Origin of the sequence: Oerskovia sp. NPDC060338 (genome assembly GCF_042726295.1) — a bacterium.
Classification (GTDB): domain Bacteria; phylum Actinomycetota; class Actinomycetes; order Actinomycetales; family Cellulomonadaceae; genus Oerskovia; species Oerskovia merdavium.
This window is the reverse complement of sequence record NZ_JBHXCQ010000012.1, coordinates 14,850-38,039: the sequence shown is the minus strand read 5'-3', so window position 1 is coordinate 38,039 and position 23,190 is coordinate 14,850. Positions and strand designations below refer to the sequence as shown.

19 protein-coding genes and 1 riboswitch are annotated in these 23,190 nt (G+C 72.9%); of the genes, 7 read left to right on the top strand and 12 right to left on the bottom strand.

The genetic code is table 11. From position 1 onward, the window contains the following. Positions 1–310: 310 nt before the first annotated feature. The 4 genes from ACFWGN_RS15325 to ACFWGN_RS15310 all read left to right on the top strand — a co-directional run bounded on the left by ACFWGN_RS15325 (position 311) and on the right by ACFWGN_RS15310 (position 4,175). The gene (locus ACFWGN_RS15325) at positions 311–1,024 is read left to right on the top strand and encodes an ABC transporter ATP-binding protein (protein ID WP_377617946.1); all 714 of its coding nucleotides are present in this window, start codon (positions 311–313) and stop codon (positions 1,022–1,024) included. After that, entirely contained in the window at positions 1,024–1,917 is an 894-nt protein-coding gene (locus ACFWGN_RS15320) for a hypothetical protein (protein ID WP_377617945.1), read from the top strand. The genes ACFWGN_RS15325 and ACFWGN_RS15320 overlap by 1 nt, the downstream gene beginning before the upstream one ends. A gap of 192 nt (positions 1,918–2,109) precedes the next feature. Continuing rightward, positions 2,110–3,516, top strand: coding sequence for a sensor histidine kinase (locus tag ACFWGN_RS15315; protein WP_377617944.1), 1,407 nt, complete (start codon positions 2,110–2,112; stop codon positions 3,514–3,516). Then, a complete protein-coding gene (locus ACFWGN_RS15310; RefSeq protein WP_191800991.1) occupies positions 3,513–4,175 on the top strand; it encodes a response regulator transcription factor in 663 nt (220 codons plus the stop codon). Before ACFWGN_RS15315 ends, ACFWGN_RS15310 begins: the two co-directional genes overlap by 4 nt. A gap of 65 nt (positions 4,176–4,240) precedes the next feature. On the opposite strand, the gene thiC is transcribed toward ACFWGN_RS15310, so the two are convergent. The 4 genes from thiC to ACFWGN_RS15290 form a co-directional block, all read right to left on the bottom strand. Continuing rightward, on the bottom strand, positions 4,241–5,953 hold the full coding sequence (gene thiC, locus ACFWGN_RS15305) for a phosphomethylpyrimidine synthase ThiC (RefSeq protein ID WP_377617942.1): 1,713 nt from the start codon (positions 5,951–5,953) through the stop codon (positions 4,241–4,243). Beyond that, a riboswitch (TPP riboswitch) is annotated at positions 5,944–6,053 on the bottom strand. Its footprint overlaps the gene before it by 10 nt. A 184-nt stretch (positions 6,054–6,237) precedes the next feature. Further along, positions 6,238–7,221, bottom strand: a complete 984-nt coding sequence (locus tag ACFWGN_RS15300) for a diacylglycerol/lipid kinase family protein (RefSeq protein ID WP_377617941.1) — start codon at positions 7,219–7,221, stop codon at positions 6,238–6,240. 68 nt (positions 7,222–7,289) lie between these two features. Then, the gene (locus tag ACFWGN_RS15295; RefSeq protein WP_377617940.1) at positions 7,290–8,372 is read right to left on the bottom strand and encodes a CAP domain-containing protein; all 1,083 of its coding nucleotides are present in this window, start codon (positions 8,370–8,372) and stop codon (positions 7,290–7,292) included. 170 nt (positions 8,373–8,542) lie between these two features. Further along, entirely contained in the window at positions 8,543–9,652 is a 1,110-nt protein-coding gene (locus tag ACFWGN_RS15290) for a YhgE/Pip domain-containing protein (RefSeq protein ID WP_377617938.1), read from the bottom strand. Positions 9,653–9,746: 94 nt separating this feature from the next. On the opposite strand from ACFWGN_RS15290, the gene ACFWGN_RS15285 reads away from it, so the two are divergent. Next, a complete protein-coding gene (locus ACFWGN_RS15285; RefSeq protein ID WP_377617936.1) occupies positions 9,747–10,352 on the top strand; it encodes a TetR/AcrR family transcriptional regulator in 606 nt (201 codons plus the stop codon). Between the two features lie 158 nt (positions 10,353–10,510). On the opposite strand, the gene clpB is transcribed toward ACFWGN_RS15285, so the two are convergent. Then, complete coding sequence (gene clpB / locus ACFWGN_RS15280; RefSeq protein ID WP_377617934.1) at positions 10,511–13,126, bottom strand: ATP-dependent chaperone ClpB; 2,616 nt, start codon at positions 13,124–13,126, stop codon at positions 10,511–10,513. Between the two features lie 285 nt (positions 13,127–13,411). Here clpB and ACFWGN_RS15275 point away from each other — a divergent pair, with 285 nt between their 5' ends. Together ACFWGN_RS15275 and ACFWGN_RS15270 are read left to right on the top strand one after the other, a co-directional pair. Beyond that, positions 13,412–14,002: a hypothetical protein gene (locus ACFWGN_RS15275; RefSeq protein ID WP_377617932.1), complete on the top strand. Its 591-nt coding sequence runs from the start codon at positions 13,412–13,414 to the stop codon at positions 14,000–14,002. A gap of 189 nt (positions 14,003–14,191) precedes the next feature. Beyond that, complete coding sequence (locus tag ACFWGN_RS15270) at positions 14,192–15,151, top strand: alpha/beta hydrolase (RefSeq protein ID WP_377617930.1); 960 nt, start codon at positions 14,192–14,194, stop codon at positions 15,149–15,151. A gap of 25 nt (positions 15,152–15,176) precedes the next feature. On the opposite strand, the gene ACFWGN_RS15265 is transcribed toward ACFWGN_RS15270, so the two are convergent. The 7 genes from ACFWGN_RS15265 to ACFWGN_RS15235 all read right to left on the bottom strand — a co-directional run bounded on the left by ACFWGN_RS15265 (position 15,177) and on the right by ACFWGN_RS15235 (position 23,070). Beyond that, positions 15,177–16,187, bottom strand: coding sequence for a cation diffusion facilitator family transporter (locus tag ACFWGN_RS15265; RefSeq protein WP_377617928.1), 1,011 nt, complete (start codon positions 16,185–16,187; stop codon positions 15,177–15,179). Positions 16,188–16,253: 66 nt separating this feature from the next. Further along, on the bottom strand, positions 16,254–16,688 hold the full coding sequence (mnhG, locus tag ACFWGN_RS15260; protein WP_377617927.1) for a monovalent cation/H(+) antiporter subunit G: 435 nt from the start codon (positions 16,686–16,688) through the stop codon (positions 16,254–16,256). Continuing rightward, complete coding sequence (locus ACFWGN_RS15255; RefSeq protein WP_377617925.1) at positions 16,685–17,140, bottom strand: monovalent cation/H+ antiporter complex subunit F; 456 nt, start codon at positions 17,138–17,140, stop codon at positions 16,685–16,687. The genes mnhG and ACFWGN_RS15255 overlap by 4 nt, the downstream gene beginning before the upstream one ends. Then, positions 17,137–17,820 carry a Na+/H+ antiporter subunit E gene (locus ACFWGN_RS15250; RefSeq protein WP_377617923.1) on the bottom strand — a complete coding sequence of 228 codons (684 nt, stop codon included), beginning with the start codon at positions 17,818–17,820 and terminating at the stop codon, positions 17,137–17,139. Before ACFWGN_RS15250 ends, ACFWGN_RS15255 begins: the two co-directional genes overlap by 4 nt. Then, the gene (locus ACFWGN_RS15245) at positions 17,817–19,394 is read right to left on the bottom strand and encodes a Na+/H+ antiporter subunit D (RefSeq protein WP_377617922.1); all 1,578 of its coding nucleotides are present in this window, start codon (positions 19,392–19,394) and stop codon (positions 17,817–17,819) included. Before ACFWGN_RS15245 ends, ACFWGN_RS15250 begins: the two co-directional genes overlap by 4 nt. After that, positions 19,391–19,942: a Na(+)/H(+) antiporter subunit C gene (locus tag ACFWGN_RS15240; protein ID WP_377618152.1), complete on the bottom strand. Its 552-nt coding sequence runs from the start codon at positions 19,940–19,942 to the stop codon at positions 19,391–19,393. The genes ACFWGN_RS15245 and ACFWGN_RS15240 overlap by 4 nt, the downstream gene beginning before the upstream one ends. 89 nt (positions 19,943–20,031) lie before the next feature. Continuing rightward, the gene (locus tag ACFWGN_RS15235) at positions 20,032–23,070 is read right to left on the bottom strand and encodes a Na+/H+ antiporter subunit A (protein ID WP_377617920.1); all 3,039 of its coding nucleotides are present in this window, start codon (positions 23,068–23,070) and stop codon (positions 20,032–20,034) included. Between the last annotated feature and the right edge of the window lie 120 nt (positions 23,071–23,190).

Genomic DNA, 23,190 nt, shown 5'->3' with positions numbered 1-23,190 from the left:
CCCCTGTCTGTCGGTCGTCACCGGTGCGACACGTGGTCGTGCGCCGATCACGTGACCCTATCGCCCGCAGGTAGGCGCGCGTCCGGAGGATGGCCTCCGCGGGACGCCCCGGCGACCGCCCTCGGCGCAGAGGGGCCGCTGTCGGGGACAGGATGCGGCCCACCTCCCACCGACGGACGCCGGGCCCTCCGCCGCAAGTCGCAACCCACCTTCCTCCCTCCGCCAGAAGCGCCCGCCACGGCCCGGAAGACAGGCTGGAGGCACGGCGCGCGGCACCTCGGCAGCGTGGCCGGAGGAGAAGGGATCCCCGATGCCAGCCATCGAGATCGTGGGCCTGCGCAAGTCCTACGGGACGTTCGACGCCGTCCGCGACGTGAGCTTCGCCGTCGAGCCCGGGAGGGTCGTGGGGCTGCTCGGCCCCAACGGCGCGGGCAAGACCACCACGCTCGACGTCCTGCTGGGGCTCGCGTCCGCGAGCGCCGGCACCGCGACGATCCAGGGCAGCCCGTACGCGGCCCTGGAGCACCCCGGCCGCGTCGTCGGCGCGCTGCTCGACGCGGGCGGCCTGCACCCGGGCCGCAGCGGCCGCGACCACCTGCGGGTCCTCGCGACCGCTGCCGGGATCGAGGGCCGCCGGGTCGACGAGGTGCTCGCGCTCGTCGGGATGGACCGGGCGGCCGACCGGCGCGTCCGCACGTACTCGCTGGGCATGCGCCAGCGCGTCGGGCTCGCCGCAGCCCTGCTGGGAGACCCGCAGGTCCTGGTGCTCGACGAGCCGGCGAACGGCCTGGACCCTGCGGGCATGCGGTGGATGCGCGAGGTCCTGCGTTCGTTCGCGGACGGCGGCGGGGCGGTGCTGCTCGCGAGCCACGTCCTGGCCGAGGTCACGCAGGTGGCCGACGACCTGGTCGTGATCGGCCAGGGCCAGGTCATCGCCGACGGCCCGCTCGAGGACCTCGTCCGGGGCGAGTCGCTCGAGGACTTCTACCTGAACCTGACCGCCGAGACCGAAGGAGTGCGCTGATGTTCCGCGCCGAGCTGCTCAAGCTACGCACGACCCGCACGCCCTGGATCCTCGGGATCGTCGCCCTCGCGGGCATGGTCCTGGTCCAGGTCCTGACGATCGCCCTGCCGCGCATCCTGGCCGGGCTCGAGGGCATGGGCGGCGGGGCCACCGTGGGCCTCCAGGCCTCGCCCGAGCTGACCGCCGACCTCGCTCCCGACCTCACGGGCCTCACCGACCTGGGTTCGGCCGCCGTCCAGCGCGCCATGCTGGACCTGCTGGGCAACGGCCCCGCGGGCTCGGGCTCGGCGGGGATCTCGGTCATCTGCATGCTGCTGCTGGGCGTCCTCGCGATCACGACCGACTTCCGCACCGGCGGGATCGTCCCCACGGCCCTCGTGGTCCCGTCGCGCCTACGCATCCTCGGGAGCAAGGCGGGCGCGACCGCGGTCGTCGCGCTCGTGATCGGCGCCGCCCTCGCGGTGCTCACGGCACTGGGCCTGTTCGTGGCCGTCGCGTCGTCGCCGGGCGCGCAGCTCATGGTCGGCGCGGGCGACGTCCTGGGCGTGTGGGGGCGCGGGCTCGTGGTCCTGGTGCTGTTCGCGTGGCTGGGGCTGGGCATCGGGACGCTGATCCGGGGGCAGGTCGCCGCGATCCTGGTCGTCGTGGGGCTCGTGGTGGTCGAGCCGTTGATCCAGGCCGCGGTCGTGCTGCTCTCGGGCGGCACGTCGAGCGCGGCGGCGTGGCTGCCGCTGGGGCTGGGGTCGCTCGCGTCGACCGGCCAGAGCGCGACGTCGGTCCTGGGCGGCCTCGCCCCCCTGGGCGTCGGGGCCGCGATCCTGGGCCTGGTCGCGTGGGTCGCGGTCGCGCTCGGGTCGGGCGCGGTGACGTTCCGTCGCCGCGACCTCGTCTGACGGTCCTCTCGCGGCGGCGCCGTCGGGGGCCACGGCCACGTACCGTGGTGCCCGACGGCGCCGCTCACCCGGGTGGGCGTGTCGCCCGGGGTCGGGGCACCCGAGCCCGGGCCCGCCCGTACCGGCAGCCTCACGCACCGGCCCGCCCGACCGACTACCGGACATCGACCGCTCGACCCGAGAGGAGCCCTCGTGCTCGACGCCCTGCACCGCCGGCTCGCCGCGGTCGGCATCCGCACCGCGACGGGTCGCGACGCCCTGCTCGGCGCGGTCGTCGCGGTCCTCACGGTCGGCTTCCTGCTGGCCGTCGAGCGGGTCGCGCTGACGGACCTCGGCATCGTGGTCGACGGCGCGCCCGACTCCCTGCAGTTCTCGACCGGGGGACGGGTCGCAGCGATCGTGATCGTCGTCGCGCAGGCCATGGCGCTCACGCTGCGCCGTCGGGCACCGCTGCTCGCGCTCGCCCTGACCGTGGTGGGCCAGGTCGCGCTCGTGCCGGTGCTCCCCGCGTTCGTCTCGTTCCAGGCGCCCGCGACGCTCGTCGCGGCCTACTCGGTCGGCGCGTACGCACCGCGCCGCACGGCCCTGTGGGCGGCCGGGGCCGCGGCGGGCGTGCAGGTGCTGCTGAGCTTCGTGCTCGGCGGACCCGTGCCGATCACGTCGACGGGTCCCACGCCCGTCGCGGTCCAGGTCTGGGGCGGGCTGGCGTCCGCGCTCCTGACGTACGTGGCCTCGGCGCTCGTGGGCGCGTACGTCGGCACGCGCCGTGAGCTGTTCGCCCAGCTCCAGGGGCGCGTGGCCCAGGCCGAGCGCGAGCGCGACATGCTCGCGGCGCAGGCCGTCCTGGAGGAGCGCGGTCGCATGGCCCGCGAGCTGCACGACGTCGCCGCGCACCACCTGTCGGGGATCGTCGTCCAGGCGGCCGCGGCCGAGCGCCTGGTCGACCGCGACCCCGAGCGCGCCAAGGAGTCGATGCGCTGGATCCGCACCCAGGGACGCGAGACGCTCGACAACCTCCGCCTGGTCGTCGGCATCCTGCGCAGCTCGTCGCAGGCCGGGCCCGGCGAGCCGGGCGAGGAGGCGCCGGCCGCGCCGCAACCCACGCTCGACGACGCGGACGAGCTGATCGACCTCGCACGCAGCGCGGGCGCCGAGGTGCGCGACGCGCGGCTGGGCGAGCCGTTCCTCCTGTCCCCCGCGGCGCAGCTCACGGTGTACCGCGTGCTCCAGGAGGCGCTGACCAACGCGCGCCGCCACGCGCCGGGGCGCGCGATCGAGGTCGTGACCGACTACCAGCAGGCCGCGCTCGTCCTCACGGTGACCAACCGGTTGCCGGTCGCGGCGATCAGCACCATGGGTCCGGCCAGGCCTTCCGACCCGTCCAGCGACCCGACCCCTCCCGGTCACGGCCTCATCGGCATGACCGAACGAGCGGCCCTCGTCGGCGGGACCCTCAGCGCGGGACCGGTCCCCGGAGACGGCTGGCGGGTCCGGCTCACGGTCCCCCGGCCGGCCGACGCCGTGTCCCCCACCATCCCCGTGCGCTCGGCGACGTCCGCGGACGAGCCGGGCCCCGCCGTCGGGCAGGAGGCCCCATGACCAGAGTGGTGCTGGTCGACGACCAGGCCGTCGTCCGCGCAGGCTTCACCGTGATCCTCGAGAGCGAGGGCTTCGAGGTCGTGGGCGAGGCGGCGAACGGCACGGACGCCGTGCGCGTCGCGCGCCGGGAGCGCCCCGACGTCGTGTGCATGGACGTCCGCATGCCCGGCGGGGACGGCATCACGGCGACGCGCGCGCTCGCGGGACCGGGCGTCGTCGACCCCGTGCCGGTGCTCGTGGTGAGCACGTTCGACCTGGACGACTACGTGTTCGGTGCCCTGGAGGCCGGGGCGAGCGGGTTCCTGCTCAAGGACGCCGAGCCCGACGTGCTGGTCGACGCGGTGCGGCGCGTGGCGTCGGGCGAGGGTCTCGTCGACCAGACGCTCACGCGCCGCGTGATCGACGAGTTCGCCCGACGACGGTCCCCCGCCGCGCCGGACGAGACCGCCTCGGGACTGCTCACCGCGCGCGAGCACGACATCCTGGCGCTGCTGTGCCGCGGGCAGTCGAACGCCGAGATCGCCGCGACGCTGTTCCTCGAGGCGAGCACCGTGAAGTCGCACCTGAGCCGGATCATGACCAAGACGGGCATGCGCGACCGTGTCCAGCTCGTGGTGTGGGCGTACGAGCACGGGATCGCGGCGCCGTCGGCACGGTGACCCGGCCCAGGTAGGACGTCCTGCGCGAGGTAGTGCGCGCTGCGTCCTATCTCGCGCAGGACGTTCTACCTCGGCGCCACGGGCTCGCTCGGCGCCACGGGCTGGGCGGGAGTCACGGGGAGGTACACCCGGCCGCCCGCGTCCGCGAACTCGCTCGACTTCTCCGCCATGCCGGCCTCGATCGCCTCGACCGACGTCAGCCCGTTCTCCTCGGCGTACTCGCGCACGTCCGCCGAGATCCGCATCGAGCAGAACTTGGGCCCGCACATCGAGCAGAAGTGCGCGGTCTTGGCGGGCTCGGCCGGCAGGGTCTCGTCGTGGAACGCGCGGGCCGTGTCCGGGTCGAGCGAGAGCGCGAACTGGTCGTGCCAGCGGAACTCGAACCGGGCACGGGACAGCGCGTCGTCCCGGAGCTGCGCGCGCGGGTGGCCCTTTGCGAGGTCGGCCGAGTGCGCCGCGATCCTGTACGTGATGACCCCCGTCTTGACGTCGTCGCGGTCGGGCAGCCCCAGGTGCTCCTTGGGCGTGACGTAGCAGAGCATCGCGGTCCCGGCCTGCGCGATGATCGCGGCCCCGATCGCGGACGTGATGTGGTCGTACGCGGGCGCGATGTCGGTCGCGAGCGGGCCGAGCGTGTAGAACGGCGCCTCCTCGCACAGCTCCTCCTCGAGGCGCACGTTCTCGACGATCTTGTGCATGGGGACGTGCCCCGGGCCCTCGATCATGACCTGCACGCCGTAGGACTTCGCGACCTTGGTCAGCTCGCCCAGCGTGCGCAGCTCGGCGAACTGGGCCGCGTCGTTGGCGTCCGCGATCGAGCCCGGGCGCAGGCCGTCGCCCAGCGAGAACGTCACGTCGTAGTCGCGCAGGATCTCGCACAGCTCCGCGAAGTGCGTGTACAGGAACGACTCCTGGTGGTGCGCGAGGCACCAGGCAGCCATGATCGAGCCGCCGCGGGACACGATGCCCGTGACGCGGCGAGCGGTCAGCGGGACGTAGCGCAGGAGGACGCCCGCGTGCACGGTCATGTAGTCGACGCCCTGCTCGGCCTGCTCGATCACGGTGTCGCGGTAGATCTCCCACGTGAGCTGTGAGGGATCGCCCTTGACCTTCTCGAGCGCCTGGTAGAGCGGCACGGTCCCCACGGGGATCGGGGAGTTGCGCAGCACCCACTCGCGGGTCTCGTGGATGTCCTTGCCCGTCGAGAGATCCATGAGGGTGTCCGCGCCCCAGCGGGCGGCCCACACCATCTTCTCGACCTCCTCCTCGATCGAGGACGTCACGGCCGAGTTGCCGATGTTCGCGTTGATCTTCACGCCGAACGCCTTGCCGATGATCATGGGCTCGATCTCGGGGTGGCGGCGGTTGGCCGGGATCACGGCCCTGCCCCGCGCGACCTCGTCGCGCACGAGCTCGACGTCGACGCCCTCGCGGGCCGCGACGAAGCGCATCTCGTCGGTCACGACCCCGGCCCGCGCCCAGGCGAGCTGCGTCCGGGCGCCACCCGTGCCGCGCTCGGTGGTGGCGGCGTTGGGCCGGAGCCAGGACGCACGCAGGGCGGGCAGGCCCCCCGCGAGGTCGAACGCCGCGGGGTCGTCCGACGCGGTGTACGGGCCCGAGGTGTCGTACAGGTCCAGGTGCTCGCCGTTGCTCAGGTGCACGCGGCGCTCGGGGACGCGCAGGTGCGCGGCGCCCGGGACGGGGTGGTGGACCTTGGCGGACCCCGCGATGGGTCCGGTCGTGATGGTGTGCGCGGGCACAGCGGTCTCAGAGCTCATTGCTCTCTCCCTACGTCGGCATGATCCGAACAGGTTCGAACGGTCGGCGGCGCTGAGCCGCCCTCTCAGCTCGCTGCTGCGAGCTCCCGTGGGTGTGTGGAGTTGTGGGTCGTGCTGGTGGTGCGGTGGTGCGGTGTGCTGGGTGGTGCGCGGCCACCGTAGCGCACGGCGCTGGGCGCCGGCGCGCGCGTCCCACGACCGCCCCTCTCCCCGTGAGTGCGGAGTTCTTGCGAGAAACGCCGGGCGTGTCGCACAAGAGCTCCGCACTCAGCGACTGGCCTGGATCACCCGCCCGTGGGCGCGCCCTCCGCGATGTCGTCGGACGTGTCGGGCTGGTACACGCACACCCACAGCGCCCCGGCGCGCACGCTGACCTCGAGCTTCCTCGACGGCTCGATCACGTCGCCGTCGAGCTGGCGTGGCTGCGGCCGGTCGGAGATCACCGAGATCCGTGACCCGCGCAGCACCTCCATGTTGGGGACGCGCCTGCGTCCACGCAGCACCCCGACGAGGAGCTGGACCCAGTGGCCCAGGTTGCGGGGCGCGAGGATCGCGACGTCCATCTGCCCGTTGTCGGGCACGGCGTCGGGCAGCAGGTTGACGCCCGCCTGGAGCTTGCCGACGTTCCCCACGAGCACGCTGCGCGCCCGACGGCGCAGCACCGGCCGGTCGTCCACGCGCACCTCGACCTTCATCTCGTCGTCGGCGAGGTGCTTGAACGCCGAGACGACGTAGGCGAGAGCACCCGCCTTGGCCTTGAGCGCTGTCGGTGCGTCCTCCATCATCGCGGCGTCGAGCCCCATGCCCGCCATGACGGCGAACGCCTGACCGTCGACCTCGCCGACGTCCACGGCGCGGCGCCCGCGGTCGAGCGCGAGGCGGATGCCGTCCTCCGGGCTCGGCGGGATGCCGAGGTTGGTCGCGAGGAGGTTGCCCGTGCCGCCGGGCAGGACCGCGAGCGCCGCGTCGGTCCCGACGAGCCCCTCGATGCAGGCTCGCACGGTGCCGTCACCGCCGCTGACGAACACGACCTCGGCGCCGTCGTCGACGGCCTGCCGGGCCTGGCCGGTGCCGGGATCCTCGGCGGTCGTCTCGAGCCAGGCGGGGGCGGGCCAGCCCGCGTCGGCGAGCTGGGACTCGATGGTCCGACGGAGCTCGTCGAGCCCATCGACCCGGTTCGGGTTGACGATGACCGCCGAGCGGAGCGGGGCGTGGTCGAGACGTTGCTGGGCGGCGGGCTCGGGCGTTGCTTCGGGGGACGGGTTCACACCTGAGTATGTCGCGGCGTGCACCGGCTCGCCCGGCAAGCGGACACCTCGGACCCTTCCGGGCGTCCTCAGTACCCGAAGACCTGCACCCAGGTGTTTCCCGCGCGCCCCAGTCCCATCGCCGTGAAGTCGCAGTTGAGGATGTTCGCGCGGTGCCCCTCGGACGCCATCCACGCGTCGACCACGGCCTGGGCGGTCTGCTGACCGGCCGCGATGTTCTCGCCGCCGGGCTGTGCGTACCCCTGGGCGGTCACGCGGTCGCCGAAGGTCCGCCCGTCGAGGCTCGTGTGGCTGAAGTACCCCTGGTCGACCATGTCCTGCGCGTGCAGGGTCGCGGCGCGGGCGAGCTGGTCGTCGGCGCGCAGGGCCGGGCAGCTCGCGGCCGCACGGTGCGTGTTGACGAGGTCCAGCACGGCGGCCATGTCTCCCGTGCCCGACGACGGGGCTCCCCCGGTCGAACCGGTTCCGCCCGTCGAGGGGGCGGGGTCCGCGAGCAGCGCGGCCTGGGTCACGGCGCCCGCCACGCCGTCGGGCTCGAGGCCCTGCGCCGCCTGGAACGTGCGCAGGGCGCGGTCGGTCCCCGCACCGAACTCGCCGTCGGCCAGGACCGTGGCCCCGTGCACCTGAAGCCGCTCCTGGATCGCCTGGACCTCGGGTCCGGTCGCGCCGAGCTGCGGCGGGCCTGCGGGGGCGGTCGCCTCGGGCGCGGGCTCTGGAGTCGGCTCCGGGGACGCCGCCGCGGGCGCGTCGGGGACCGGGGTGGTCACCTGTGCGTCCGGCGCGGTCTGCGGCGAGGTCGGCTGCCGTGCCGTACCGCCCTCGGCGAGGACCGGCCCGCGCGAGGCGTCGCTCCGGCTCGCGCGGTCGACGTCGCGGCCGAGCGCGGCGTCCCAGCGCGCGCCGATCGGCTCGAGCCCCGGTCCCTGGCCGCCGACCTCCTGGACGGCCGGGACCGCGAGCAGGCCGCCCACGAGGCCGAGCGTGACCACCATGACCTGGGGCAGCGCGGTCGCGCGACGCCCCTCGCCCCCCGCACGGGCGTGGCGGACGGCCTCGGCCCGGCGTCGGCGCCGGGCGGCGCCGGACGGCGGCGACGCGATCTGCTCGGCGCGACGACGCTCGGCCCGGGTCTGCGGAAGGTGGTCGGGCACGGGGGAATCCAGCGGCACGAGGGACCTTCCGTCAGTGGAACGTGGGCTGATCGTCCAGTATGCCCGTTCCGTGGGAGCGTGGCCAGGTTCGCAGACCTGGGCGGGACCTGCTCAGGTCCGTGCCCGGCCGGAGCTCTTGTCCCGCCTGCTGGGCTCGATCACGACCTGGCTCATCGGCCGCCGCTCCCGCTCAGGGCGTGCTCGGACGGCGCGACCCCGGCCAGGTCGGGCGAGGTCTCCCGGACGCGACCGCGACGGGTCAGCACCGACGTCCCGACGAGGACAGCGCCGACGACGGCCGTGATCACCATGCCCGGCGTGGCCGCGTTCCACCACCCGGCGCCCTGGAACAGCAGGGCCCGCCCACCGTCCGCGAGGAACCTCAAGGGGTTCCACGGGTGGACGAAGTCCTGCCAGAAGGCGGGCAGGAACTCGTACGGCAGGTCGGCGGTCCCCATGCCCAGCACCAGCATCGCGACCGGCACGACCATCCCTGCCGTGCCGAGCCAGTTCACCGACCCGATCACGAGCGTCATGAGGGCGAACGACGAGATCGCGAGGAAGACCGCCGAGTCGCCGACCGGCAGACCCGCCGCGGGGGCCATGGTCGACAGGACCCACGACGCAGCCACCCCGACGACGGCTGCGGCCGCGGCCGCCAGCCCGAGCTGCACGAGCACCGTCCGCCCTCGACCGGTGCTCGCCAGAGGGAACGTCGCACGGATGACGATGCCGGTCGCGTAGGACGAGATGTAGGTCAGGATCATGAAGACCATGGGCAGGAAGCTGGCGAGCATGCCCAGCGACTCGGGCACCTCGTCGTAGTACTCGGTCTGCACCGGCACCTCGGCCCCCGGGGCCAGCGCGGCCAGAGAGCCCGACAGCTGACTGGTCACCATGGGGTTCTTGCCCTCGTTGATCACGAGCCGCAGCGCACTCACCTCGCCCGCCCCCTGCTGCGCCGCGGCCTGCGACGCGGTGAAGTCCGCCGGGATCACGAGCGCCGCGTAGACGTCGCCGTCCGCGAGGGCCGCGTCGAGCTCCGTCTGCGAGCTCAGGGAGACCCACTCGATCATCCCGTCGCCGTCGTTCTCCTGGACGGCCGCCGCCACCTGCCTGCCGGCGTTCACCTGCCCCGCGGCGGTCTCGATCCCCTCGTCGAGGTCGACGACCGCGACCGGCAGGTCCCGGGGTTCCATCGACACCATGGGTGCCATCAGCAGGGCACCCGCCCCCAGGGCGACCAGCAGGACCACGAACGGCCTGATCCAACGCGGCATGAGCCCACTCCTTTTTCAGCACACGATACGTACCGTATCTTGCACCTACGGTAGGCTCACGACCGAAGAAACGCAACGTACTCAGGAGGACGCGGTGGCAGAGTCCGCCAAGGCGCCCACCGCGGCGCCTCCGGCGCGCAGGGGTGGCGAGGAGCTCGACGAGGCGATCCGCGAGGCCGTCCGCGAGGAGCTCGCCGAGCGCGGCTACGCCGGCCTGACGTTCGAAGGCGTCGCCCGCAGAGCACGGACGTCCAAGCCCGTGATCTACCGCCGCTACCCCTCGCGTGCGCTCATGGTGGTCGACGCCTGGATCCGCCACGCACCGGCCGACCTGCCGACACAGACCACCGGGAGCCTCCGCGAGGACCTGCTCGCCCTCGGCCGCGCGTTCGTGGTCCGGTTCGAGCGGATCGGGCTGGGCACCCTGCGCGGACTCATGGCCGAGGTCGACGAGGACTTCCTCCCGCACCTCGACCAGGTGGCCACCGCCTCCGCGCAGGAGATCCTGGGCGCGGCGATCGACGCCGCGCGCCGACGCGGCGAGATCGGGCCAGAGCCCCTGCCGCCACGCGTCCTGCAGATCCCCCTCGTCCTCGTCCGCCACGAGCTGCTCTTCCAGGGACACATCGACGACGCCGCCCTCGTCGACATGGTCGACACCGTGTGCCTCCCCCTGATGACCGCGGGCCGCAGCCGCTGAGAGACCGACCACCCGAGCGTCCGGCCCGTCGCCCAGCAGTCTGTCCGGGGACGCGCGAAGGCCCGGCCCCCTCCGGGACCGGGCCTTCCGCGCACGGGGTGAGCGCCGTCGTCGGGCAGGCAGGTCCCCCGCCCGACGACGCGCGCCTCACCGGTGCGTCACTGCCGGACGCTCAGCTCGAGCCCCTCGCCCTCGGCCTGCGAACGCTCGACGACGATCGTGTCGCCGTCCGCGATCTCGCCCGCGAGCAGCTTGCGCGCGAGGCGGTCGCCGATCTCGCGCTGCACCAGACGGCGCAGCGGGCGCGCCCCGTACGCGGGGTCGAATCCTTCGAGCGCTAGCCACTCGCGCGCTCCGGCCGTGACCTCGAGCGTCAGGCGACGGTCCGCGAGCCGCTCGCCGAGCCGGTCGACCGCGATGTCCACGATCCGTCCCAGCTCGTCGAGGTTGAGCGCGTCGAAGATCACGACGTCGTCGAGCCGGTTGATGAACTCGGGCTTGAAGCTCGCCCGCACGGCCGACATGACGCCCTCGCGCTTGGCCGCGTCGTCGAGCAGCGGGTCCACGAGGAACTGCGAGCCCAGGTTCGACGTGAGCACCAGGATGACGTTGCGGAAGTCGACCGTGCGGCCCTGGCCGTCGGTCAACCGGCCGTCGTCGAGGACCTGGAGCAGGATGTCGAAGACCTCCGGGTGCGCCTTCTCGACCTCGTCGAGCAGCACGACCGAGTACGGCCTGCGCCGCACGGCCTCGGTGAGCTGGCCGCCCTCCTCGTAGCCGACGTAGCCCGGAGGGGCGCCGACCAGGCGCGAGACGCTGTGCTTCTCGCTGTACTCCGACATGTCGATGCGCACCATGGCTCGCTCGTCGTCGAACAGGAAGTCCGCGAGCGCCTTCGCGAGCTCGGTCTTGCCGACGCCCGTGGGCCCGAGGAACAGGAACGAGCCCGTGGGGCGGTCGGGGTCCGCCACTCCCGCGCGCGAACGTCGTACGGCGTCCGACACCGCGGCCACCGCGGCCTTCTGCCCGATCAGGCGCTTGCCGATCACGTCCTCCATGTGGAGGAGCTTCTCGGACTCGCCCTGGAGCATGCGGCCCGCCGGGATGCCGGTCCACGCGGACACGACCTCGGCGATCTCGTCCGCGCCGACCTTGTCGGCGATCATCGGCGCCTGCGGTGCCGTGGCGGCCTCGTCGCTGTCGATCGACGCCTCCTCCTGCTCGGCGGCCTGGAGCTGCTCCTGGAGCTGCGGGATCTCGCCGTACTGGATGCGACCCGCGGTCTCGAGGTCGCCCTCGCGGATGGCCCGCTCGACCTGGACGCGCAGCTCGTCGAGCTTGGCGCGCAGGTCACCGACGCGGTTGTGGCCCGCCTTCTCGGCGTCCCAGCGTGCGGTCAGCGCGGACAGCTCCTCGCGGCGGTCGGCCAGGTCGGCGCGCAGCTTCTCGAGGCGTTCGCGCGACGCGGGGTCGTCGGACTCGGAGAGCACGACCTCCTCCATCTCGAGGCGCGTGACGGCCCGCTGGAGCTCGTCGATCTCGACGGGCGAGGAGTCGAGCTCCATGCGCAGGCGCGACGCGGCCTCGTCGACCAGGTCGATCGCCTTGTCGGGGAGCTGGCGGCCCGTGATGTAGCGGTCGGAGAGCGCGGCGGCGGCCACGAGCGCCGAGTCGGCGATCGTCACCTTGTGGTGCGCCTCGTAGCGCTCCTTGAGCCCGCGCAGGATCGCGACCGTGTCCTCGACCGAGGGCTCGCCCACGAAGACCTGCTGGAAGCGGCGCTCGAGGGCCGGGTCCTTCTCGATGTGCTCGCGGTACTCGTCGAGGGTCGTGGCGCCGACCAGGCGCAGCTCGCCGCGCGCGAGCATGGGCTTGAGCATGTTGCCCGCGTCCATGGCGCCCTCGCCGCCGGCCCCCGCACCGACCACGGTGTGGAGCTCGTCGATGAAGGTCACGACCTCGCCGTCGGAGGACTTGATCTCCTCCAGGACGGCCTTGAGCCGCTCCTCGAACTCACCGCGGTACTTGGCTCCCGCGACCATGGCCGCGAGGTCGAGCGAGATGAGCTTCTTGCCCTTGAGCGAGTCGGGGACGTCGCCCGCGACGATGCGCTGGGCGAGACCCTCGACGACGGCCGTCTTGCCGACACCGGGCTCACCGATCAGGACAGGGTTGTTCTTGGTGCGCCGCGACAGCACCTGCACGACGCGGCGGATCTCCGAGTCACGCCCGATCACGGGGTCGAGCTTGCCCTCGGCTGCGGCAGCGGTGAGGTCCTGGCCGTACTGCTCGAGGGCCTTGTAGGTGCCCTCGGGGTTGGGGCTGGTGACGCGGCCCGAGCCGCGGACCGCGGGCAGGGCCGAGCGCAGCGCGTCCGCGCTCGCCCCGGCGTCCGTGAGGATCTGCGCGGCGGGCGAGGAACCTGCGGCGATGCCGATGAGCAGGTGCTCGGTCGAGACGTACTCGTCCCCCATGCCCTGGGCCTCCTTCGAGGCCAGGTCGAGGGCGGTCGACGTCGCTCGCGACGCCGTCGGCTGCGCGACCGCCGAGCCGCTCGCGGTGGGCAGCGCGACGAGCGCCGCGCGCACCTTCTGGCCGATGGCCTGGGCGTTCGCACCCACGGCGTCGAGGAGCCCGACGGCGACGCCCCCCTCCTGCGTGAGCAGCGCGGCGAGCAGGTGGACGGGTTCGAGCTGGGGGTTGCCCGCGGCCGAGGCGGTCTGGATCGCCTCGCCGATGGCCTGCTGGGACATGGTGGTGAACTTGGTGTCCATGGGGTCTCCGGTACTTCTGGGGTCTGGGTCTACCTGGATCAACGCGACCAAACTTGAGCCTATTCCACTCAAGCCTGTCCGTCATGTCGGCAGCCGGGCACGACGGCTGCCGTCCCAACGGGTGGTTCCCCTTTTCTCGTCCCGTGATCCACGGGATGCTGGGGGCGTGACTACACGACGGCTCGAACCTTCTGCCACCTTCGCACCCGACCGTGGCGACCGCACGACGGCACCGGCCCGCCCGATGGCCCCGCGCCCCTCCGACCCGACCGCCGGGGGTGCCCTGTGAACATCACCCTCGTCGCGATCGTGGTGATCGTGCTCCTCGGGCTCGTCGTCATCGGGCTCGTCACCTGGCTGCTCCTGCGTCCCCGCAAGGCACCCGCAGCCCAGCCGTACGGGTACGGCGCCCCCGAGGGACACCCGGCCCAGCCTCCGTACCCTGGGCAGTCGGCATACCCGGCCCAGCCGGCGTACCCCGGGCAGCCCGCGCTCACGGGTCAGCCGCCGTATCCGCCGCAACCTCCGCACGCGGTCGAGGCCGGGGCCCAGGCCGTCCCGGTCGACCAGTACGCACCCCAGCAGACCCCGCCGGCACCTCCGGCGCCGGCTGCCGGACAGCAGTTCGCCCCGCCGCACGCACCCGCTCCGCAGGTTCCCGCCGCGCCCGCGCAGCACGCGCCTCCGGCCGCCCCTCCGCAGCCCGTGCAGACCTGGACGGCAGAGGTCACCGAGCCCGGGACCGAGCAGGCCGACGACTCCGAGCTCGACGAGACCACGCGCCTGCGCGAGGACCTGCGCCCGGCCCCGGCGGCGGCGCCCCCGGCCCCCGCCGGCCCGCCCGCTCCTCCCGCGAGCCCTGCACCTCCCGCCTGATCGGCGGTCCTCGCCCGCGCGCCAGGACGGGCGCCCTGACACGGCTCCGCGGGCGACGGCGCGGTGACCACCCGGCCGTGCCGGGACGAGCGGGACCTCGAGGTCCCGCTCGTCCTGACAGGCCCCCCCGCGGGGGGCACAATGGCGGCACCGCGATACCGCCCGAGTACGCGGGCGAAGGGCTGCACCATGACGAACGGCTGGCACCAGGACGTCCTCGGCCCCGAGTGGGTCGCCCGCACGCTCGACCTCCCCGACGGCGACACCGCGACGCTCGTCCGCAAGGCGACGCCCCCCGCGGGAGGTGAGCGACGCCGTCGGGCCGTGCTGTACGTCCACGGGTTCGTCGACTACTTCTTCCAGGCCCATCTCGGGGACGCGTTCGAGGACCACGGCTACGCGTTCTACGCGATCGACCTGCGGGGCTACGGCCGCTCGCTCGCGCACTGGACCGAGGCGGGCAAGGACCCCAACATGGTCGACGACCTGAGCGTCTACGCCCAGGACCTCGACGCCGCGGCCGCCACGATCCGGGCCGAGGGGCACGACGAGCTCGTCGTCGTGGGGCACTCGACGGGCGGCCTCGTCACGAGCCTGTGGGCCAACGCACGGCCGGGAAAGGTCGCCGCCCTCGTCCTCAACAGCCCGTGGTTCGACCTCAACTCGAGCTGGTTCGACCGTGTGGTCTCGACCCGGGTGATCGACGTCGTCGGGCGCTTCGCCCCTCGCCTGAAGGTCGGGTCGCTCGACGACGCCTACGGGCAGGCGTTGCACACCGGGACCGGGGGCGAGTGGGACTACGAGCTCGGCTGGAAGCCCCACGAGGGCTTCCCCGTCCGGGCCGGCTGGCTGCGCGAGATCCGTCGCGGGCACGCGCAGGTCGCGCGCGGTCTGCACATCGAGTGCCCCGTGCTCGTCCTGACCTCGACGCGGTCCGGACCGAACAAGGGCTGGCACCCCGAGGTCATCACGACGGACAGCGTCCTGGACGTCCAGCACATCAAGGACCGCGCCCCCGGGCTCGGCGACGACGTGACGCTCGTGGAGATCGAGGGCGGCGCGCACGACCTGGTCCTGTCCCCCGAGCCCGCGCGCAGCGCGTTCCTCGACGAGGTGCTCGGCTGGCTCGACGCGCGGCTGCCCGCCTGACGAGGCGCGCTGCGCGCCTCGCGCGCTAGCTCGGCTCGTCCGACGGCACCAACGACCGCTCGCTCGCCGGGGACACCGAGATGACGGCCCCGGCGATCACCGGGGCCGCGGTCGCACGACGCTCGAGCGCGTCGATGCGCTCGGCGACCACGTGCTCGTCGGCGTCACCCACGAGGTCGACGCTCGCGACCAGGTAGAGCGAGCGCGGACCCACGTACTCGAGACGCAGGTAGGTCACCCGTTCGACCTCGGGGTCGGCGAGCAGCTCGCGCAGAGCCGCGTCGCGCGTCGCGGCCCCCGCAGGCTCCCCCACGAGGAAGCGCCGGTTGCGGTCGATGAGGATCCACGAGATGACCCCGAGGATCAGCCCGACGACGATCGAGCCGATCGCGTCCGGGATCGGTGACCCCGTGACCTGGTGGAGGAAGATGCCGACGAACGCCACGACGAGCCCCATGAGCGCCGCGGCGTCCTCGGCGAACACGGCCCGCAGCGTCGGGTCGGACGTGACCAGGACGTGCTGGAGCAGGTCGCGCTCGGCCGCCTTCGCCTCCTTGCGCGCCTGACGGTTCGCCTGGAGGAACGACGTCCCCTCGAGCACGAACGCGAGCGCCAGGACCGCGTACGCGACCCCGAAGTCGTCGGCCGGTTCCGGGTGGACGAGCTCCTGGATGCCGTGCGTGATCGAGACTCCCGCGCCCACGGCGAACAGCCCGAGCGCCGCGAACATCGACCACACGTACGCCTCCCGCCCGAACCCCAGCGGGTGGTCGTGGTCCGCAGGCTTGCGCGAGCGCTTGTTCGCGAGGAGCAGGAACACCTCGTTGCCCGTGTCGGCCCACGAGTGCACTGCCTCGGCGACCATCGACGCCGAGCCCGTGATGACCGCAGCCCCCGACTTGGCCACCGCGATGAGCAGGTTCGCGCCGAACGCGACGATCACCGTGAGTGCGCTCTCGGCGTGCTCCTCGGTCTTGACGACGCGGGGACTGTCGGCGACGGGGGACGACGAGGGCGGCTGGGTCGACGAGGTCATGTAGCGGGTCTATCACCGGACCCCGAGCAGCGCGCGGGGACGCGTCGCCCGCGGCGGGCCGACGCGTCACCCCCGGGGAGCGTTCGCGTCCCCCTCGGCGGGCGGCTCCGTCGCGGTCCGGGCCGCGTCCCGGTCGGCCTCGTCCTTCTCGCGGTCGGCGGCCTGCTGGTCGGCCGTGAGGTCGTCGAGCACCAGAAGGTCCGGGCGAACCTTCCCTGTCCGGTAGCCCGCGCGACCGACCATGTGCGCGGCGACGGGCGACGTCATGAGCTGGAAGATCACGACGAGCACGAGCATGCCCACGGCCGACCAGCTGCGCAGCCGCAGCGCGAGCGCGATGAGGACCAGGATCAGGCCCAGGACCTGGGGCTTGGTCGCGGCGTGCATGCGCGCGAGCAGGTCCGGGAACCGCACGACGCCCACGCCCGCGGCGAACGCCAGGAAGGCCCCGCACAGGAGGAAGATCGCCGCCACGACGTCGGCCACCACGGTCCAGCTCATGAGCGTGCCTCCTCGGGTCCGGTCGTGCCGTCGACCTCGGGGGCCGCGGCGGCATCTGCCTCCGCGGGGTCGTCGGGCTCGTGCTCCGCGCCGTGCTCGGGGTCGGCCGCCATGCCCCGCTCGTCGTCCTCGGCAGCGAGCCGCTCGGCCTCCTCGGCCGCGATCTCCTCGCGGGTCTTGATGCGCCGCTCGCCCTCGGGCTCGACGGACGCGAAGCGCGCGATGGTCACGGACCCGACGAAGCCCACGAGCGAGAGCACGACGAGGATCGGGATGGTCTCGGTGCGCCGGGACCAGGCGGCCTCGAGCGCGATGGTCCCGACGAGCGTGGTCGTGAAGACGTCGAGCGCGATGGTGCGGTCGAGCATCGACGGGCCCTTCTCGGCCCGGACGACGGCGAGCGTCGCGGCGGAGGCGAGGAGCACTGCGCAGATCAGGACGACGACGATCATCGCTTCCCCTCCCGTCGGTCGGTGCGTCGGTCGGCTCGGCGCTCCCCGGAGCCCGCCGTGGTCGAGGTGCCCGACGGCGCCGCTCCCGCGGGCACGGGCGCCTCGCCCGGGAGGTGGTACAGCCCCGCGGACTGGAGCTCCTCGTTGGACGCGAACGCGCGCAGCACGCGCGCCTCGAGGTCGAGCGTGTCCTGACGCACCTTGTCCGCGCCGCCCGCGGCGTCGAGGTCGAGCACGTGCAGGTAGAGCATGCCCGTGAGCCGGTGCGCCTCGATGACGAGCGAGCCGGGCACGAGCGAGCTGAGCTCGGCCGTGATGGTCATGTAGATGTCCGAGGGGTTGCGGAGCCTGACCCCCACCACTGCCCCGTGCGGGGTGTGGCGGAACCGGAAGGCCTGCATGCTCACCTGGAACGAGGCGACCACGAGGTCGGCGACGAACCGGGACATCAGCACGAGCAGGGGCCAGGGCCGGACGGTCCCGCTCGTCGCGATCGACGGCAGCGGCATGAAGGTGATGAGCAGGCTCGCGATGATGACGCCCGCGATGACGTTGCCCCACGACAGGTCGCCCCAGAGCATGACCCAGACGACGGTCAGCCAGAGGACGGTGCGCCACTGCGCGGTGAGGCGGCCGAACCAGCCGCCCGCGAGCGGTCCTCTCCTGCGGTGCAGGCTCATGAGTCCTCACCTCCCTGCTGCTGCTCCTCTTCGACGAGGTCGCTCGACACTCCCTGTCCACGCCCCGAGTCGTCCGGGAAGACGGCGTCGACGTACGTCGAGGGCTGCATGAGGTTCCCCGCCGCCCTCTCGGCGTACGAGTAGAGCGGGCCCGCGGCGAACGTGAGGGCCAGACCGAACGCGACGAGCGCCGTCGTGGGCCCGACCATGCCGCGCGGGGTGCCCGTCGACGGGAGCTCGACCGGGGCCGTCTGCCAGAACGCCTTGTTCCAGGCCTTGACGATCGCGTAGAGCGTCAGGAGCGAGGTCACGACGCTGCCCACCACGAGCGCCCACGTGAGCGGCGTGCCCTGGGCGACGCCTTCCTGGAGCAGACCGACCTTGCCGAGGAAGCCCGACAACGGCGGGATGCCCGCGAGGTTCATCGCGGGGACGAAGAACAGGATCGCGAGCCCCGGCGCGATCTTCGCGAGGCCGCCCAGCTTGTCGAGCGACGTGGACCCGCCCCGCCGCTCGATGAGCCCGACGACGAGGAACAGCGTCGTCTGGACGGTGATGTGGTGCACGACGTAGAAGATCGACGCCGCCATCCCGGCCTCCGAGGCCATCGCGATGCCGAAGATCATGTACCCGATGTGGCTGACCAGGGTGAACGACAGCAGACGTTTGATGTCGTTCTGCGCCACGGCGCCCAGGATCCCGATCACCATGGTCGCCAGCGCGAGCCACATGAGCACGGTGTCGAGCCGGTTGTCCGGGAACAGGAGCGTCTGGGTGCGGATGATCGCGTAGACGCCGACCTTGGTGAGCAACCCCGCGAACACCGCGGTGACCGGGGCGGGCGCGGTCGGGTAGGAGTCGGGGAGCCAGGCCGAGAGCGGGAAGATCGCCGCCTTGATCCCGAACGCGAGCAGCAGCAGGAGCTGCAGCGTCATGCGGACCCCGGGGTCCACGTCGGGGAGCCGCTCGGCGAGCTGCGCCAGGTTGACCGTGCCCGTGGCGGCGTAGGTGAGGGCGATCGCCACGAGGAAGATGACCGACGACAGCAGCGCCACGACCACGTAGATGGACCCCGCGCGGATGCGTTCACCCGTCCCGCCCAGCGTCAGCAGGACGTAGGACGCGGCGAGCAGGATCTCGAAGCCCACGTACAGGTTGAAGAGGTCGCCCGACAGGAACGCGTTGGCGACGCCCGCTGCCAGGACCAGGTAGGTCGGGTGGTAGATCGAGACGGGCGCCTTGTCGTGCCCGTCGGCCACGCCCTGCCCCAGCGAGTAGAGCAGGACGCACAGCAGCACGAAGCTCGAGACCGTGAGCATGAGCGCCGAGAGCCGGTCCGCGACCAGGTCGATGCCGACGGGCGCCGCCCACTCCCCGACGTCGACCACGATGGGGCCGCTGTCGGCGCCGATGAGCAGTCCGATCGACGCGGCCAGCACCAGGGCCAGCGCGGCGACCGAGATGATGTGCTGGGCGCGCGGGTGGCGCCACAGCGCGAGGGCGAGGCCTGCCGCGAAGAGCGGCAGGACGACCGGCAGCGGGACGAGGGTCGCGAAGCTGTAGGGGAAGCTCATCGGTCCTCACCTCCTCCGGCGCCGGGTCTGCGTGGTCTGCGTGCCTTGTCCGGCGCGGGACGGTTCCCGTCGCGCGCGTCGGTCTCCCCGTCGCCGTCGCCGTCGGTCTCGTCGTAGACCTCGGCGGCCTCGTCGTCCAGGGTTGCTCCGCTCTCCTCGGTGTCGCTGTCCTCGAACGCCGGGGCGTTGCGCGCGGCATGGCGCGCGACGCGGCGGTCCTCGAGGTCGTCCTGCACCTCGTCGTGACCGTGCAGCTGCCACGACCGGTAGGCCATGGCGAGCACGAAGGCCGTGAGGCCCAGGGTGATGACGATCGCGGTCAGGACCATGGCCTGGACGAGCGGGTCGCTCATCTGGGCCGGCTCGGTCTGCCCGATGATCGGCGCTCCTCCGGCCCGCCCTCCGGCGACGAGGAACATGAGGTTCGCGCCGTTGCCGATGAGGATGAAGCCGATGAGCACGCGCGTCAGGCTGCGCTCGAGGAGCAGGTAGACGCCCGTCGCGAACAGGACGCCGATCGCCAGGACAAGGATGAGGCTCGGGGTCATGTCGATGCTGTCGGTGGTCCGTGCGACCTCCGCCGGGTCGATGTCGGCGGCCGGCAGCAGGAGCGGCGCGAGCAGGTGGTTCGTCGAGCTCATCGTCGCCCCCCTCCGATCTGGTCCGGTTCCATCGCTTCCATGGGCCCCGCGTCCTCCCGGGCCGCGGCCTCTCCGTGGCGGTCGATCTCGGCACCGAGCGTGCGCAGGATGTCGAGCACCAGGCCGACGACGACGAGGAACACCCCGATGTCGAAGAACAGCGACGTGACCAGGTGGATCGTCCCGACGAGCGGGAGCGTCAGGTCGATCGCGACGCTCTGCAGCACGCTGCCGCCCATGATCAGGCCGATCAGCCCCACCCCCACGGACAGGAACAACCCCGTGCCCAGCAGCAGGCCCGGGTGGACCGGTGCGGCCTCGCCGAGCTCGTAGCGTCCGCCCGCGAGGTAGCGCACGATGAGCGCGATCCCGACCACGAGGCCGGCCGCGAACCCGCCACCGGGGGCGTTGTGCCCCGAGAAGAGCAGGAAGATCGCGAACACGATCATCGAGTGGAAGAGCACGCGCGTGACGACCTCGAAGATGACCGAGCGTCGCTGCGGGGCGAGCGTGCGCCCTGCGCTCAGCCACACGAGCATGCGTGGCTGCTTGCCCTCGGCGGCCGCCTCGTCGACGCCGCGGCGGCGCAGCGCGGCGCCCGGGTCCTCCTCGTTGGCCCAGATGCCGGGGGTCGCGGCGCCCGACGACGTCGCGTTGCGCTCGCGCAGGATCTCGCCGCTGCGGGTCCGCAGGAAGACCAGGGACGCGACTCCGGTCGCCGCGACGAGCAGCACCGAGATCTCGCCCATGGTGTCCCAGGCGCGGATGTCCACGAGGGTCACGTTGACGATGTTCTTGCCGTAGCCGTGGATGAACGCCTCGGCCGGGAAGTCGAGCGAGATGGGGCTGGCCACGCGGGCGAGCGGGACCGTGAGGGCGAAGCCCATCATGACCACGCCCACCGCGACGCCCAGGACCAGGCGCACCCAGCGCGACGTCGCGAGCGGCCGGTTGGAGAAGTACGGGGGGAGCCTGCGGAGCACCAGGACCATGACCACGAGGGTGATGGTCTCGACGAGCACCTGCGTGAGCGCGAGGTCGGGCGCACCGTGCAGCAGGAACAGCATGGCGTTGCCGTAGCCCGCGATGCCCACGAGGATCACGGCCTTGAGGCGACGGCGCGAGCGCGCCGCGAGGATGGACGCGACGCAGATGGCCGCGACCGCGGCGACCTGGGCCGGGCGGTCCCACGCCTTGACCTGCTCGGGCCACTGCCCTCCGATGAACATCAGGAGGCCGGGCCCGACGACGAGCACGACGAGGATCGCGCCGAGGTAGAACGGCAGCGAACCACGCTGCGTGACCGCGGTGACGTCGGCCGCCACCTCGTCGAGGCGGCGCATGATCCGCCGGTAGGTGCGGTCGGCCTCCGGACCGGTCCAGAGCGACGCCTGGAACCGCTCGACGGCCTTGCGCTGCCAGAACAGCAGGGCGCCGACCGCGAGGATGAGGACCGTGAGCCCCAGCGCCGGCGTGAACCCGGCCCACAGGGTCAGGTGCCCCGGCTCGCCCGCGGGATAGGTGTCGGCGTAGGGCGCGAGGAGGTTCTCCCCGAAGTGCGGGACGAGTGCGGCCGCGAGGCCGAGCAGCGCCAGCACGAGGGCGGGCCACACGAGGAGCGCGGGCTGGCGGTGGATGCGTGCGGGGTCGATCGGGGCTTCGTCCGGCAGCGGCAGCCCCGCGCCGCGCTGGGCGACGAGCTGCTTGCCGGTCGCGTTGAGGCGGACGTGCTCGTTGGCGCGGGCCACTGCCGCGGCGACGTGCTTCTTGGTCGCGAACGCGCCCCAGAAGAACCGGAGACCGTAGGCGACCGTGAACATCGAGCCCACGACCACGCCGATCAGGACGACGGCGTCGACCCACGTGGGCCCCTCGCCGTGCAGGAGGGCCTCGAGCGCGGCCTCCTTGGCGACGTAGCCCGCGAGCGGCGGCAGCCCGATCATGGAGGCGGTCGCGAGGGCGCCGGCGAGCGCCGTCAGGGGCAGCGCTCGCCCGACGCCCGTCAACCGGCGCAGGTCACGGGTCCCCGTCGCGGCGTCGACCACGCCGACCACGAGGAAGAGCGAGGCCTTGAACATGGCGTGCGCGCCGATCATGGCCAGGCCGGCGAGCGCGGCGGACCGCGTCCCGAGCCCCACGAGCAGGACGATCAGGCCGAGCTGGCTCACGGTGCCGAACGCCAGGACGAGCTTGAGGTCGTGCTGGCGCAGCGCCCGGTAGCCGCCCACGAGCAGCGTGCCCACGCCCAGGACGATGACGATCGTGCGCCAGACCGTGGTGTCGGAGTACGCGGGGGCGAAGCGCGCGACGAGGTAGACGCCGGCCTTGACCATGGCTGCGGCGTGCAGGTAGGCGCTGACCGGGGTGGGCGCGGCCATGGCCGCGGGGAGCCAGAAGTGCAGCGGGATGAGCGCGGCCTTGCTCGCCGCGCCGGCCAGGAGGCACACGATCGCGGCGGTCACCGCTCCGCCCGTCGGGGGGTCCGCGATGATCTCCGAGAGCCGGAAGGTGCCGCCCTGGACGCCCAGGATCACGACGCCCACGAGCATCGCCAGGCCGCCTGCGGTCGTGACGATGATGGCCTGCATCGCGGCTCTTCGGCTCGCCTTGCGGTCGGCGTAGTGGCCGATCAGCAGGTACGAGAAGACCGTCGTGAGCTCCCAGAAGATGAACAGGAGCAGCATGTCGTCGGCCGTGACGAGACCGACCATGGCTCCCGCGAACGCCGTGAGCACGGCGCCGAAGCGCCCGAGACCGGACGCGGCGGGAGAGAAGTAGGCCGAGCAGTAGACGAGGACCAGGGCCCCGACGCCGCCCACGAGCAGCAGCATGAGCCAGGACAGGGTGTCCATGCGGAAGGCGAGCTCGAGCCCCAGTCCGGGCACCCACTGGGTGACCTCGGTGGGGTGCACGCCGTCCATGACGCGCGTGGTCCAGCTGAGGGCGTAGACAGCGGCGGAGGCGGGCGCGAGGGCCATCACCAAGAACGCCTTGCGGCCCAGCACCGAGACGAGTGCGGGCGCGCCGAGTGCCATTGCCAGATGCGCAACGAGCAGATAGAGCACGTCCGCTCCGTCCTGGTCGGGGGCGGGTGGGCGAGAACGTGGACCAGGGGCTGTCGTCAGGACCGACCAGGACGACGCGACAGCGCGCAT

Excerpts from the sequence above, each read along its gene's own strand:
- ACFWGN_RS15325 (WP_377617946.1), top strand. The coding sequence starts at position 311 with ATGCCAGCCATCGAGATCGTGGGCCTGCGCAAGTCCTACGGGACGTTC.
- ACFWGN_RS15320 (WP_377617945.1), top strand. The coding sequence starts at position 1,024 with ATGTTCCGCGCCGAGCTGCTCAAGCTACGCACGACCCGCACGCCCTGG.
- ACFWGN_RS15310 (WP_191800991.1), top strand. The coding sequence starts at position 3,513 with ATGACCAGAGTGGTGCTGGTCGACGACCAGGCCGTCGTCCGCGCAGGC.
- thiC (WP_377617942.1), bottom strand. The coding sequence starts at position 5,953 with ATGAGCTCTGAGACCGCTGTGCCCGCGCACACCATCACGACCGGACCC.
- ACFWGN_RS15290 (WP_377617938.1), bottom strand. The coding sequence starts at position 9,652 with ATGCCGCGTTGGATCAGGCCGTTCGTGGTCCTGCTGGTCGCCCTGGGG.
- clpB (WP_377617934.1), bottom strand. The coding sequence starts at position 13,126 with ATGGACACCAAGTTCACCACCATGTCCCAGCAGGCCATCGGCGAGGCG.
- ACFWGN_RS15270 (WP_377617930.1), top strand. The coding sequence starts at position 14,192 with ATGACGAACGGCTGGCACCAGGACGTCCTCGGCCCCGAGTGGGTCGCC.
- ACFWGN_RS15265 (WP_377617928.1), bottom strand. The coding sequence starts at position 16,187 with ATGACCTCGTCGACCCAGCCGCCCTCGTCGTCCCCCGTCGCCGACAGT.
- mnhG (WP_377617927.1), bottom strand. The coding sequence starts at position 16,688 with ATGAGCTGGACCGTGGTGGCCGACGTCGTGGCGGCGATCTTCCTCCTG.
- ACFWGN_RS15255 (WP_377617925.1), bottom strand. The coding sequence starts at position 17,140 with ATGATCGTCGTCGTCCTGATCTGCGCAGTGCTCCTCGCCTCCGCCGCG.
- ACFWGN_RS15250 (WP_377617923.1), bottom strand. The coding sequence starts at position 17,820 with ATGAGCCTGCACCGCAGGAGAGGACCGCTCGCGGGCGGCTGGTTCGGC.
- ACFWGN_RS15245 (WP_377617922.1), bottom strand. The coding sequence starts at position 19,394 with ATGAGCTTCCCCTACAGCTTCGCGACCCTCGTCCCGCTGCCGGTCGTC.
- ACFWGN_RS15240 (WP_377618152.1), bottom strand. The coding sequence starts at position 19,942 with ATGACCCCGAGCCTCATCCTTGTCCTGGCGATCGGCGTCCTGTTCGCG.
- ACFWGN_RS15235 (WP_377617920.1), bottom strand. The coding sequence starts at position 23,070 with ATGGCACTCGGCGCGCCCGCACTCGTCTCGGTGCTGGGCCGCAAGGCG.